Source organism: Streptomyces sp. NPDC002793, from assembly GCF_040295485.1.
Classification (GTDB): domain Bacteria; phylum Actinomycetota; class Actinomycetes; order Streptomycetales; family Streptomycetaceae; genus Streptomyces.
In genome coordinates, this window is the sequence record NZ_JBEOVL010000036.1 from 1 (window position 1) to 13132 (window position 13132).

A 13132-nucleotide genomic window follows, 5' to 3' on the forward strand; every position below is an offset into this window, starting at 1 on the left:
GTTTCCTCTCCATGGTCCCACCATCCTGCTCCTCGGGTGGCCAGAGTTCCCGAGCGGGGTGCTCGGCCAAGCGGAGGGTCCGCGTCACCGGCCGGGGCCCGCTGGATCCGCACCTCCCCCTGTGCGGTCAGAGACCGTCCTCGGCGGGCCCGCTCGTACCGCCTGCGTGGGTGATCCCACACAGTTCGAAGGCGAGACGGAGGGCGAAGTCACCTGCGTCCACGGGCCGGGCCACGATGTCCGAAGCCCGGTTGAGGCGCTTGACGAGGGTGTTGACGTGGACGTTGAGGCGCCGGGCGGCCCGGGTGGGGCTGCCGAGTTCCTCGAACCAGATTCGGAGGGTTTCGCGCAGGACCGAGTGACGCGGTTCGACGAGGCTTCCGAGCTGGCTTCGGACGAAGTGCCGTGCCAGTTCGATGTCGCGGCTGGCGAAGACCAGCGCGAACACGTCGCAGATGGACACGATGTGGCCGGCCTCGGCCTTCGTGCCGGGACGTATGGACTGCGGCATGGCACTGTCGGCGAGGGACTGGGTCTCCAGCGCCTCGCGATGGGTGACACGGAAGCCGCTGCTGCCGTACTGCGGTGTGCCCAGACTGATGCGGATGCCGGCGGGCACGGAGAGGCGGGCACGCAGCAGGTCCACACCGGGAGCACTCTCCGGGACGTCGAACCACCCGTGCAGAGCATGCTCGTCCGCCGGGACCATGAGGTCCTGCTGCGCTCTCATCTGGAAACGCAACCGGGCCGCGACCTCCCTCAGCGCGGCTTCCGTGGCTCCGGGGCCCCACACCACGAAAGCCACGTGCCGCTTGTTCATCCGATAGCCCAGCTGCTGTTCCGCCTCCGCATCGCCCAACTCTCCGGACAGCACCCGCTGGACGGCTGCCAGTACGTCGGGAACCCCGCTGTGCTGCAACCGCTGCTGCTCCTGGTGGTAGACCGTCATCGCTTGCGCCAGCGCGGCCTGACGGAACCGGAACAGCCGGCCCGCCACCACCAACAGCATGTCGGCGCGGTCGCAGCCCGCCGGTGTGGAGGGGTCGCCGCGCAGTGCTCTGCTGAACGTATCGAGCAGCGCGTTTCCGGCGATGTCGTAGCTGAGTGCGAGATCCACGAGTTTGATTCCCGCCGCGGGAAGCCGGCGTGCCAAGTCGTCCGCCGCAGCCGGGAGTGAAGCCCCCTGGGGGATCTCGCCTGTGGTCACTGCCTCGCTGACGACCGGGACGAACGAGGAGCACACCGCGCGGAACGCGAGTTCGATCTCCCGGCCGGTGGTGATGAAGGAGGGAACAGCCGAGACGCAAGCTCGGAAGACGTTGTCAGCGACGTCGTCCGGGTTCGCTCGGATCCATTCCGCGAAAGCGTCGACGCGCTGGGTGTCAGGCGAGGTGGTGCTCATATGTATGCAATTTACAAGAACATCTGTAGAGAATGATCGAGGAAAAGGTGACGGCGGGGTGAAAACGGTGACAAGGCAGGTGCTCGCAGGGTGCGTTCGCCCGCCGTTGCCGGAGGCGGGTGGCACGGCTGCTGTACGGGCTCTGCTCGCCTCAGCGCAGCGGGGCCTCCCGGACCAGCGTCATCAGCGACTTGGCCCCCGGGCTCATGGCGCGGGCCGGCGGGAGCACCACCACGCTCTCGTAGACCGGTCGGTGCGCTCCGTCGAGCTCCACCGCGACCAGGCCCCGCGCCTCCGGCTTACGGGAGAAGTGGTGCGGCACCACCGCGATCCCGAGGCCCTCGTGCACCAGCTCCAGCAGGCTGTGGACGTCGTTGACCTCCAGCGCCACCGTGCGCCGGACCCCCGCCGTGCCGAACGCCTCGTCCGCCGCGCGCCGGGGCCCCCAGTCCGGGTGGAAGTCGATGAACGACTCGCCGCGCAGCTCACCCCAGGCCACCCGTGCGCCGTCCTGGACGAGCCGGTGGCCGGGGGAGCACAGGACGACCATGGGCTCCCGCGCCAGTGGCACGAGCTCGCCCCGCCACTCCGGCGGGCTGACGGTCGCCGCGAACGCGAGGTCCAGCCGACCGCCGGCCACCCCTTCCAGCAGGCTCGACGTGCCCTCCTGCCGGAGCCTGATCTCCATGTGCGGATGCTCCCGGTGGAAGGCGGCGAGCAGCCGCGCCGTGCTGACCCCGGCCACGCACTGCTCCACCCCCAGCGTCAGCGTGCCGCGCAGCAGTCCCCGTACGGCGTCGACGGCGTCCCGGGCGGCCCTGGCACCCGCCAGCGTGCGCTCCGCCTCCACCAGCAGTGCCGCCCCCGCCTCGGTGAGCCGGACCGTCCGCGTCGTACGGCTGAACAGCGGCGTCCTCAGCTCGTGCTCCAGCGCCCTGACCGAAGCGGACAGCCCTGACTGCGACACGGCCAGACGTTCGGCGGCGCGGGTGAAGTGCCGCTCCTCGGCGACGGCGACGAAGTGCTCCAACTGGCGCAGTTCCATGATTGAGCAATTTATACGATGAATCTCAGCGGAATCTCCTGTTGGACCGCTGGATCGTTCTCCGCCAGTCTTGGGGGCGCGCACCAGATCTGGCGCGCGACGCCGTGTCCCGTGGAGTGCTCGCATGTATCTTCCGTCCGCCGACCGCTACTCCGCCATGCCCTACCGGCGCACCGGGCGCAGCGGCCTGCTGCTCCCCGCCCTGTCGCTCGGGCTCTGGCACAACTTCGGAGGCGACCGGACCCCCGAGAGCCAGGGCGAGATCCTGCGCCGCGCCTTCGACCTCGGCATCACCCACTTCGACCTCGCCAACAACTACGGCCCGCCGCCCGGCTCGGCGGAGGTCGCCATGGGCCGCGCCCTGAAGACGGACTTCGCCGGACTGCGGGACGAGATCGTCGTCTCCACCAAGGCCGGCTACCACATGTGGGAGGGGCCATACGGGGAGTGGGGCTCCCGCAAGAACCTGCGCTCCTCGCTGGACCAGAGCCTGACCCGGCTCGGCCTCGACTACGTCGACATCTTCTACTCGCACCGCTTCGACCCCGACACCCCGCTCGAGGAGACGATGGGCGCCCTCGACACGGCGGTGCGCCAGGGCAAGGCGCTCTACGCCGGCGTGTCCAACTACTCCGCCGAGCAGACCCGCGAGGCCGCCCGCATCCTGAACGAGCTGGGCACCCCCCTCCTCATCCACCAGCCCCGCTACTCGATGCTGGACCGCTGGGTCGAGGACGGACTGCTGGACGTCCTGGACGAGCTCGGCACCGGCTCCATCGCCTACTCCCCGCTGGAGCAGGGCATCCTCTCCGACCGCTACCTGCACGGCATCCCGGAGGGCTCGCGGGCGGCGGGGGCCAGCCCGTTCCTGTCGGCCGAGGCCGTCACCCCGGACCTGGTGGAGCGCCTGGGCGCGCTGAACGAGCTGGCCCGGGAGCGCGGACAGTCCCTCGCCCAGATGGCGCTCGCCTGGGTGCTGCGCGGCGGCCGGGTCACCTCCGCCGTCGTCGGCGCGAGCAGCGTCGCCCAGCTGGAGAACAGCGTGGAGGCCGTCCGCGGCCTGGAGTTCGGTGAGGACGAACTCGCCCGGATCGAGGAGCTCGTCAAGGGCACCGCCCGCGCGTGAGACATGGGCCGTCCGCCGCTTCCCGGCGGACGGCTCCACAGGTCTGGACCGGTGTCGGACCCATGTGGCTCTGGCCCGGCGCTGTCCCGGCGCGTACCGTGATGCGGCACGAAGATCCTCTTCCCGGGTACCGGGCGGGGGAGCGACCGACCAGCGACAGGACCCGCGCACGTGAAGATCCTCGTCAGCGCCGACATGGAGGGCGCGACCGGAGTGACCTGGCCGGCCGATGTGCTGCCCGGCACCCCGCAGTGGGAGCGGTGCCGCTCCCTGTTCACCTCCGACGTGAACGCGGCGGCGCTCGGCTTCTACGACGGGGGTGCCGACGAGGTCCTCGTGAACGAGGCCCACTGGAGCATGCGCAATCTGCTCCTGGAGCGGCTCGACGACCGCGTCCAGATGCTCACGGGCAAGCACAAGTCCCTCTCCATGGTCGAGGGCATCCAGCACGGCGACGTCGACGGCGTGGCGTTCGTCGGCTACCACACGGGCGCCGGTACGGAGGGCGTGCTCGCCCACACCTACCTGGCCAACTCCATCACCGGGGTCTGGCTCAACGGGGTCCGCGCCAGTGAGGGCCTGCTCAACGCCCATGTCGCGGCGGAGTACGGTGTGCCCGTCATCCTGGTCACCGGCGACGACCTGACCTGCCAGGACGCCGGTGGCTACGCCCCCGGGGCGCGCACGGTCGCGGTGAAGGACCACGTCTCGCGGTACGCCGCCGTGTGCCGCACCCCGGCCCGCACAGCCGCCGACATCAGGGCGGCCGCCGCCGGCGCGACCGCGCTCGCCGTGCGTCACACACCGGTGACGAGCGGCTCGTACACGGTGGAGCTGGAGTTCGACGCCGAGCATCTGGCGGCCGCCGCGACCGTGGTCCCCGGCGTGGCGCCGAGCGGCGAGCGGCGCGTCGTCTATACCAGCGGGACGATGTACGAAGGTATTCGCACATTCAAGGCGGTGACGACGATCGTGTCGGCCGCCGTGGAGGAACAGTATGGCTGAGGCGAGCAATCCCACCGGAGCGGTCGACGAGCGGGCGCTCGAGGAATCGGTGACGTTCACCTCCGAACTGATCCGGATCGACACGACCAACCACGGAGACGGCAACTGCCGGGAACGTCCGGCAGCCGAGTACGTCGCCGAGCGGCTGGCCGGTGCCGGGCTGGAGCCCGCCCTCCTGGAGCGTACGAAGGGGCGGACGAACGTGGTGGCCCGGATCGAGGGCACCGACCCGTCCGCCGACGCCCTCCTCGTGCACGGGCACCTCGACGTGGTGCCGGCCGAGGCCGCCGACTGGACCGTGCACCCCTTCTCGGGAGAGGTGCGCGACGGCGTCGTGTGGGGCCGCGGTGCCATCGACATGAAGAACATGGACGCGATGGTCCTCGCGGTCGTCCGGGCCTGGGCGCGGGCCGGCGTACGCCCGCGCCGCGACCTCGTCATCGCCTACACGGCCGACGAGGAGGCGAGCGCGGACGACGGTGCCGGCTTCCTCGCCGACCGGCACCCAGAGCTCTTCGACGGCTGTACCGAGGGCATCAGCGAATCCGGGGCGTTCACCTTCCACGCGGGACCCGGCATGCCGCTCTACCCCATCGCCGCCGGCGAGCGCGGGACGGGCTGGCTGAAGCTGACCGCCGAGGGCAAGGCCGGCCACGGCTCCAAGGTCAACAGGGCCAACGCCGTCAGCAGGCTCGCCGCCGCCGTCGCCCGGATCGGAGCGTACGAGTGGCCGGTGCGGCTGACTCCGACGGTGCGCGCCGCCCTCACCGAGATCGCCGCACTCCACCACATCCGCGTCGACTTCGACGCCCCCGGGTTCGACGTCGACGAACTCCTCGGCAAGCTCGGCCCGGCGGCGGCCCTGGTCGAGCCGACGGTCCGCAACAGCACCAACCCGACGATGCTGGACGCCGGTTACAAGGTCAACGTGATCCCCGGCCACGCCACGGCCCAGATCGACGGACGCATGGTGCCCGGCGGGGAGGACGAGTTCCGCGCGACCCTGGACCGGCTGACCGGCCCCGGTGTCGACTGGGAGTTCCAGCACAGCGAGGTCGCCCTCGAAGCTCCCGTCGACTCACCGACGTACGCGAAGATGCGCGCGGCCGTCGAGCTGTTCGACCCGGACGCGCACGTCGTCCCGTACTGCATGTCGGGCGGCACGGACGCGAAGCAGTTCTCCCGCCTAGGCATCACGGGCTACGGCTACTCCCCGCTGAAGCTGCCGGTCGGATTCGACTACCAGGCGCTGTTCCACGGCGTCGACGAGCGGGTCCCGGTCGACGCCCTGCACTTCGGCGTCCGGGTCCTGGACCACTTCCTGCGCACCGCGTGACGAACCGCACCGCCTGACATGAGAGGGGACCCGATCGTGGTGTCCACAGCGGCGTACGGCACCTGGCCGTCACCGATCGACGCGGCACTCACCGCCTCGCACGACGGCCGCCCGGAGTTCGTCGGCACCGTCGGCGACGAGGTGTGGTGGACGGAGCCGCGCCCGGCCGAAGGAGGCCGCCGCGCCCTCGTGCGCCGCCTGGCCGACGGCAGCGTCCGTTCCGTGCTCCCCGAGCCGTGGAACCCCCGCAGCCGTGTCATCGAGTACGGCGGGATGCCGTGGGCCGGTGCGGCGCGCGAGGAGGGCGGGCCGCTGGTCGTCTTCGTCCACTTCGCCGACCAGCGGCTGTACGCCTACGCGCCGGACGGGCCCGACGGGCCGTGGCCGCTCACCCCCGTGTCGGACGTCGGCGGCGGACTGCGCTGGGTGGACCCGCAGGTGCACCTGGACCGTGCCGAGGTGTGGTGCGTGCTGGAGGAGTTCACCGGCGAGTCGCCCACCGATGTGCGGCGGGTGATCGCAGCCGTGCCGCTGGACGGATCCGCCGCCGGGGACCGCGCCGCCGTGCGCGAACTCACCGACGGCCGGGACCGGTTCGTCACCGGCCCCAGGCTGTCGCACGACGGCCGCCGCGCCGCCTGGATCGCGTGGGACCACCCGCGGATGCCGTGGGACGGCACCGTCGTGAAGATGGCCGAGGTCACCGCGGAGGGCGAATTCACCGGGGTCCGGCCCCTGGTCGGCGACGTCGACGAGTCGGTCGTCCAGGTGGAGTGGGACCGGGACGGGTCCCTGCTCTTCGTCTCGGACGTCGGGGGCTGGTGGGAGCTCCAGCGCATCAGGCCCGACGCGGTCGCCGACGCGGTCGTGCCCACCAGCCGGCTCTGCACCGGCCGGAACGAGGAGTTCGGCGGCCCGCTGTGGAAGATCGGGCTGCGCTGGTTCCACCTCCTGGACAACGGGCTGATCGCGGTCATCCACGGCCGGGGCACCACCGCGCTCGGTGTGCTCGACCCGGAGACCGGCGAACTCGTCGACGCCGTGGGCCCCTGGACCGCCTGGGCGGAGACGCTCGCCGTGCAGGACACCAGGGTCATCGGCATCGCCGCGAGCCCCCACACCTCGTACGAGGTCGTCGAGCTGGACACGGCCACGGGGCACACCCGGACGATCGGCGCGCCCCACCAGGAAGCGGTCGACCCCGCCTACCACCCCGAGCCGCTGCTCCGCACCTTCACCGGGCCCGGTGGCCGCGAGATCCACGCCCAGGTGTACCCGCCCCGCCACCCCGGACGCACCGGCCCCGACGGCGAACTGCCGCCGTACGTCATCTGGGCGCACGGCGGCCCCACCGGCCGCGCCTCGCTCGTGCTCGACCTGGAGATCGCCTACTTCACCTCCCGCGGCATCGGTGTCGTCGAGGTCGACTACGGAGGCTCCACCGGCTACGGCCGCGCCTACCGCGACCGGCTCCGCGGTCAGTGGGGCGTCGTCGACGTGGAGGACTGCGCGGCCGTGGCCCTGGCACTGGCGGAGGAGGGCACGGCCGACCGGAGCAGGCTGGCGATCCGGGGCGGCAGCGCGGGCGGCTGGACCGCCGCCGCCTCCCTCACACGGACCGACGTGTACGCCTGCGGGGCCATCAGCTATCCGATCCTCGACCTGGAGGGCTGGGCGACCGGTGAGACGCACGACTTCGAGTCGCGGTACCTGGAATCTCTCGTGGGCCCGTACGCCGAGGTACCCGAGCGCTACCGGGAGCGCTCACCCGTCCACCACACGGACCGGATCACCGCCCCGTTCCTGCTGCTCCAGGGCCTCGACGACCCGATCTGCCCGCCGGCCCAGTGCGAGCGCTTCCTCGCCGCGACGGCGGGACGCGGGATCCCGCACGCGTACCTCGCCTTCGAGGGCGAGGGCCACGGCTTCCGCCGTGCCGACACGGTGCGGCGCGCACTGGAGGCCGAACTCTCCCTCTACGTCCAGACGTTCGGTCTCGATCGGTCCGATGTTCCCCGGCTGGAGCTGAAGGAGTGACCCTGGAGCCACTCGCCCGCCCGGCCAGGCTGCGGCCCGGGGCCAAGGTCGTGGTCGTCGCCCCCAGCGGCCCCGTGCCCGCCGAACGGCTGGAGCGCGGTCTCGACCTGCTGCGCGGCTGGGACCTCGACCCCGTCGTGGCGCCCCACGTACTCGACACACACCCGGAGCTGGCCCACCTCGCCGGCACGGACGTGAACCGCGCCCGGGACCTCCAGGAGGCCTGGTGCGACCCGTCCGTGGACGCCGTGCTGTGCGCCAGGGGCGGGTACGGAGCCCACCGCATGGTCGATCTCCTCGACTGGCCGGCGATACGGGCGGCCGGGCCCAAGGTGTTCGTCGGCTACAGCGACATCACCGTGCTGCACGAGGCGTTCGCCCTGCGGGCAGGCTTCTCGACCCTGCACGGGCCGATGGTCGCCACCGACGTCTTCCTGAAGGACGCGGCCACCCGGGAAGCGCTGCGCGCCACCCTGTTCGAGCCGGAGTCGGTGCTGACCCTGGGCCTGGACACGGCCGCCGCACTGGTCCCCGGCACGGCCCGGGGCGTCACCTACGGCGGCTGCGCGAGCCTGCTCGCCGCCGACGCCGGTACGCCGCGCGCCCGGACCTCCTCCCGGGGTGGACTGCTGGTGCTGGAGGACACCACGGAGGAGCCCTACCGGCTCGACGGGATCCTCACCCGGCTGCTGCGCGTCGGCGCCCTGGACGGGACAGCCGGGGTGGTGTGCGGCTCCTGGGAGGGGTGCGGGCCGTACGGGGCGGTGCGGGCCGTGCTCGCCGACCGGCTGGGCGGGCTCGGGGTCCCGGTGGTCGAGGAACTGGGCTTCGGCCACGGCCCGACGGCGCTGACCGTCCCGCTCGGCGTGCCGGCCGAGCTGGACGCCCCGGCCGACGGCGGTCGGTGCACGCTCACCGCGCAGGTTCCGGCGCTGACCTGACATCCCGTCCGGAGCGGGGCGGCTCGCACGGAACGTGGATCATCCGTGAAACCCGGTTCCCGCACGTTGACATGGGTATGACGTGTGTCACACCATGGGCCGGGCCCGGTGCTTACCGGTCGGTAACGAGTCCTCGGTGTGGAGGTCCATGTGTCGCGTGCTGTGCCCGGATTCCGCCGTCCACTCACTCTTCTCGCCGGGGCGGCACTGCTCGTCCCGCTCGCTCTGACCGGTGCCCCTCCGGCGTCCGCAGCCGATCAGTACACCGTCACCGCACTGGAGTTCACCGTGCGCGCCGGTGACCGCTCCTGCACGGTCGACGCGGACCTCTACAAGCCGACCGGTGTCGACGCGCGGCACCCGGCCCCCGCCGTCCTCGCCACCAACGGCTTCGGCGGGAGCAAGTCCGACGGCTCCACCGACGTCATCGGCAGGGCGTTCGCCGAACGCGGCTACGTCGGCCTGGTCTACTCGGGCCTGGGCTTCGGGAAATCCGGCTGCCTCATCACGCTCGACGACCCCGCGATCGACGGCAAGGCGGCCTCCGGGCTCGTCGACTTCCTCGCCGGCACCCGTGCCGCCGACGACGGCACCCGGGCCGATTACGTCACCACGGACGCACCTGGCGACCCGGTGGTCGGCATGATCGGCGGTTCGTACGGCGGGGCCATCCAGCTGGCGACCGCCTCCGCCGACAGGCGGGTCGACGCGCTCGTCCCACTGATCACCTGGAACGACCTGGCGTACTCGCTCGCACCCAACTCCACCGGAGCGGCCCGGGGTGTCTCCTCCGACACGCCGGGCGTCTTCAAGTGGCAGTGGACCAACGGCTTCTACCTCATGGGCGAGGCACAGCCCCTGCTGGAGCCGAGCCTCGACCCGTCGCGGATCGGCCGCCTCGGCTGCCTGCACTTCGCGGCCCGGGCCTGCGACACCATCAGGCTCCTGAACTCAGGCCGCTACCCCACCGCCGCGACCGAGGAGATGCTGACGTACGCACGCAGCGTCTCGCCGGCCTCCTACCTGTCCGGTGTCACCGCGCCCACACTGCTGGTCCAGGGCCAGGCCGACAGCCTCTTCAACCTCAACGAGGCCACCGCCACCTACCGGGCGCTCGAGGCCCAGGGCATCACGACCAAGATGATCTGGCAGGCCTGGGGGCACAGCGGCGGCTCGGTCCCCGGTGAACTCGACCTCTCCACGGGCAATCTGGAGACCAGCTACGTCGGGCAGCGCATCCTCGCCTGGTTCGACCGCTACCTCAGGCACGACGAGAACACCTCCACCGGGCCCGAGTTCGCCTACTACCGCGACTGGGCGAGCGGCTACGGCACCGCGGCAGCCGTTCCCGGCCCGTCCCGCAGGATGTACCTCTCCGGCGACGGCGCCCTGGTGGACAGCCGCTCGGAGGTCACCCGTGGCAGCCGCCAGTACACCAACTGGCTTCTGCCCACCAGCCACTCCGAGAGCTCCCTCGCGGGACTGATCGGACTGCCCGACCCCGCGCCGTACGACACCAAGGGCACCTACCTCGGCTGGACCAGCGCCCCGCTGACCGCCCCGGTGGACGTCGTCGGTGCGCCGAAAGCCACCCTGAAGGTCGTCTCGCCGAAGACGGAGCGGGTCCAGAACAGCGGCGACGCCGCGGACAAGCTCGTCCTGTTCGCGAAGGTGTACGACGTGGCCCCCGACGGCACCCAGAAGCTGGTGAACCGCCTGGTCGCCCCGGTGCGCGTCCCTGACGTGACCCGCCCCTTCACCGTGGAGCTGCCGGGCGTCGTGCACCGGTACGAGGCAGGGCACCGGCTGCGGTTCGTGGTCGCGGGGAGCGACACGGCGTACTTCGGCAACCGGGGCGTCAAGCCGGTCACGGTGGTCAGCGCCCCGCAGGACACCGGAGTCCTGGAGCTCCCCGTGGTCGGCTGACCGTCACCCGTACGGCGCCGCCCACCCGTCCTCGGTCCCCGGGCGGAGGCATCCTGGGGTCCGGGGCCCGCCGTTTCCCGGCCCCGGACCCCAGGACCCAGTGAGAAAGGGCCGCCGATGAGCCCCAAGGACGTATCCAGCGGCAGCACGGGCGCGTTCAGCCCTGCCCGGATCATCGTCATCCTGCTGGCGGTGCTGACGATCGTCTTCATCTGTGTGAACACCGCCGAGGTCACCATCCGGGTGATCATTCCCAAGGTCACGATGCCGCTCTGGGCAGCGCTGCTGGGGGTCTTCGTGGCGGGTGCGCTCTGCGGGGCCTATCTGTTCCGCAGGAGGGCGGCGCGGTAGGGCGACGCTACCGTCGCCCGCTGTCCTCCTGCGCGTCGACCACCTTGGCCAGCCGTCCCAGCATCGCGCGGTGCCTGAGCTGGAGCACCGCGTCCAGTGCGACGTTGTGCAGGGTTCCGCCGAGCCCCTGCAGCGGGTGTTCGGTGAGCAGCACCAGCGTCTTGTCGCCCCAGGGACGGATGTCGAACGCGATGCGAGCCGTGCCCAGCGGCCCGCTGTTCGCCTCCAGTTCGAGCACCTCCGGCCGTTCCAGGCGGCGCACGGTGGTATGGCCCTGGAACTCCTTCGGCCCGAGGCGCACGGTGTACTCGATGGACGAGCCGACCTCCGGCCAAAGCCCCGCGCGCGGCCCGGACTCATGCGTGCCCACGACCCATCTGCCGTACAGGTCCGGTTGCTCCAGCACCGACCAGAGGGCCGGGGGTGGGTGATGGATCAGCTGATGGCGAATGGCCATGGACGCCTCCACACACGGAAATCGATCGGCGGGAACGGCGAGATCACCCACCATGCTACGCGGACTGCCCACAACCGACATGTCGGTTCCCGGGCAGGCGGGAGACTGCTCCGGAGTCACTCGATCGGCCTATCGGTGACAGGTGTCCCGCATGTGGGCCCCGCGTCCGGATCACGGCCCCGGCGGCCCGTGATCCGCCCCGGGCCCGGCGCACGGCACGAGCGCACGCGCGGTAGAACGGATGGAGGGGGCGGCGAGCGTGACGTGAACCCACTCGGGCGAGCGAGGAGAAGGCCCATGCGTGCACTGACCTGGCACGGACGGCGGGACGTCCGCGTGGAGACGGTCCCCGACCCGGTCGTGCAGGACGCGACGGACATCATCGTCCGGGTCACGTCCAGCGGCATCTGCGGATCGGACCTGCATCTGTACGAGGTCCTCGCCCCGTACCTGGAACCCGGTGACATCCTCGGACACGAGGCGATGGGCATCGTGGAGGAGACCGGCCGCGAGGTCACCGCGGTCAAGCGCGGGGACCGCGTCGTGGTGCCGTTCAACGTCTCCTGCGGCGACTGCTTCATGTGCGGCCAGGGTCTCCAGTCGCAGTGCGAGACCACCCAGGTCCGGGAGTACGGAAGCGGCGCCGCGCTGTTCGGCTACACCAAGCTCTACGGACAGGTGCCCGGCGGGCAGGCCGAGCTGTTGCGCGTCCCCTTCGGCAACACGCTGCCGGTCAAGGTCCCCGAAGGCCCGCCCGACGACCGGTTCGTCTTCCTGTCGGACGTCCTGCCGACCGCCTGGCAGGCCGTGGAGTACGCGGAGGTACCCCCCGGCGGCAGCCTGACGGTGCTCGGGCTCGGGCCGATCGGTGACATGGCGGCGCGGGTCGCGCTGCACCGCGGAGCGGGCCTGGTCATCGGTGTGGACCTGGTCTCCGACCGGCTGCACCGGGCCTCGGCCCGGGGTGTCCGGACACTGGACCTGCGGGAGTACGGCAAGAACCTGGGCGACGCCGTGCGCGACCTCACCGACGGACGCGGCACCGACGCGGTCATCGACGCGGTCGGCATGGAGGCGCACGGAGCGCCCGTGGCGAAGGCGGGACACTGGGCCGTCGGGAAGCTGCCCGATGCCGCGGCGCGCGTCCTCATGGAGCGGGCGGGTATCGACCGCCTCAGCGCCCTGCTCGCCGCCGTCGACGTGGTGCGCCGGGGCGGCACGGTGTCCGTCTCCGGCGTCTACGGCGGTGCCGTCGACCCGCTGCCACTGCTCAAGATGTTCGACAAGCAGATCCAGGTGCGGATGGGGCAGGCCAACGTCTGGAACTGGGTGCCGTCCATCCTGCCGCTGCTCGTCGACGAGGATCCGCTCGGTGTGGACGGCTTCGCCACCCACCATCTGCCGCTGGCCGACGGGCCCAAGGCGTACCGGACCTTCCAGGAGAAGGCGGACGGCATGGTGAAGACGCTGCTCACGCCGTGACCCGACGAACAGCGGCCGGGCCCG

General features: G+C 71.6%; 11 protein-coding genes. 8 read left to right on the plus strand and 3 right to left on the minus strand.

Annotated elements, in window-relative coordinates:
• Positions 1-127: 127 nt before the first annotated feature.
• Positions 128-1402 (minus strand): PucR family transcriptional regulator, encoded by a 1275-nt coding sequence (locus ABT001_RS27710; RefSeq protein ID WP_351282809.1) that lies wholly within the window; start codon positions 1400-1402, stop codon positions 128-130.
• Between the two features lie 151 nt (positions 1403-1553).
• Positions 1554-2447 (minus strand): LysR family transcriptional regulator, encoded by an 894-nt coding sequence (locus ABT001_RS27715; protein ID WP_351282812.1) that lies wholly within the window; start codon positions 2445-2447, stop codon positions 1554-1556.
• A 124-nt stretch (positions 2448-2571) separates the two neighbouring features.
• Here ABT001_RS27715 and ABT001_RS27720 point away from each other — a divergent pair, with 124 nt between their 5' ends.
• From ABT001_RS27720 to ABT001_RS27750, 7 genes are all read left to right on the plus strand, one after another.
• Positions 2572-3573 carry an aldo/keto reductase gene (locus tag ABT001_RS27720; protein WP_351282815.1) on the plus strand — a complete coding sequence of 334 codons (1002 nt, stop codon included), beginning with the start codon at positions 2572-2574 and terminating at the stop codon, positions 3571-3573.
• Between the two features lie 171 nt (positions 3574-3744).
• A complete protein-coding gene (locus tag ABT001_RS27725) occupies positions 3745-4578 on the plus strand; it encodes a M55 family metallopeptidase (protein ID WP_351282818.1) in 834 nt (277 codons plus the stop codon).
• Complete coding sequence (locus ABT001_RS27730; protein WP_351282821.1) at positions 4571-5914, plus strand: M20/M25/M40 family metallo-hydrolase; 1344 nt, start codon at positions 4571-4573, stop codon at positions 5912-5914. The genes ABT001_RS27725 and ABT001_RS27730 overlap by 8 nt, the downstream gene beginning before the upstream one ends.
• 18 nt (positions 5915-5932) lie before the next feature.
• The gene (locus ABT001_RS27735; protein ID WP_351282824.1) at positions 5933-7951 is read left to right on the plus strand and encodes a S9 family peptidase; all 2019 of its coding nucleotides are present in this window, start codon (positions 5933-5935) and stop codon (positions 7949-7951) included.
• Positions 7948-8892, plus strand: a complete 945-nt coding sequence (locus ABT001_RS27740; RefSeq protein WP_351282827.1) for a S66 peptidase family protein — start codon at positions 7948-7950, stop codon at positions 8890-8892. Before ABT001_RS27735 ends, ABT001_RS27740 begins: the two co-directional genes overlap by 4 nt.
• Positions 8893-9042: 150 nt before the next feature.
• Positions 9043-10818, plus strand: a complete 1776-nt coding sequence (locus ABT001_RS27745) for a CocE/NonD family hydrolase (protein ID WP_351282829.1) — start codon at positions 9043-9045, stop codon at positions 10816-10818.
• Between the two features lie 117 nt (positions 10819-10935).
• Positions 10936-11169 (plus strand): LapA family protein, encoded by a 234-nt coding sequence (locus tag ABT001_RS27750; RefSeq protein ID WP_351282832.1) that lies wholly within the window; start codon positions 10936-10938, stop codon positions 11167-11169.
• A 7-nt stretch (positions 11170-11176) separates the two neighbouring features.
• On the opposite strand, the gene ABT001_RS27755 is transcribed toward ABT001_RS27750, so the two are convergent.
• Entirely contained in the window at positions 11177-11626 is a 450-nt protein-coding gene (locus tag ABT001_RS27755; RefSeq protein ID WP_351282835.1) for an SRPBCC family protein, read from the minus strand.
• A gap of 297 nt (positions 11627-11923) precedes the next feature.
• On the opposite strand from ABT001_RS27755, the gene ABT001_RS27760 reads away from it, so the two are divergent.
• Entirely contained in the window at positions 11924-13108 is a 1185-nt protein-coding gene (locus ABT001_RS27760) for an alcohol dehydrogenase catalytic domain-containing protein (protein ID WP_351282837.1), read from the plus strand.
• Positions 13109-13132 lie beyond the last annotated feature (24 nt).

Coding starts and splice junctions, on each gene's coding strand:
- ABT001_RS27710 (WP_351282809.1), bottom strand. CDS start 1,402: ATGAGCACCACCTCGCCTGACACCCAGCGCGTCGACGCTTTCGCGGAA.
- ABT001_RS27715 (WP_351282812.1), bottom strand. CDS start 2,447: ATGGAACTGCGCCAGTTGGAGCACTTCGTCGCCGTCGCCGAGGAGCGG.
- ABT001_RS27720 (WP_351282815.1), top strand. CDS start 2,572: ATGTATCTTCCGTCCGCCGACCGCTACTCCGCCATGCCCTACCGGCGC.
- ABT001_RS27730 (WP_351282821.1), top strand. CDS start 4,571: ATGGCTGAGGCGAGCAATCCCACCGGAGCGGTCGACGAGCGGGCGCTC.
- ABT001_RS27735 (WP_351282824.1), top strand. CDS start 5,933: ATGAGAGGGGACCCGATCGTGGTGTCCACAGCGGCGTACGGCACCTGG.
- ABT001_RS27750 (WP_351282832.1), top strand. CDS start 10,936: ATGAGCCCCAAGGACGTATCCAGCGGCAGCACGGGCGCGTTCAGCCCT.
- ABT001_RS27755 (WP_351282835.1), bottom strand. CDS start 11,626: ATGGCCATTCGCCATCAGCTGATCCATCACCCACCCCCGGCCCTCTGG.
- ABT001_RS27760 (WP_351282837.1), top strand. CDS start 11,924: ATGCGTGCACTGACCTGGCACGGACGGCGGGACGTCCGCGTGGAGACG.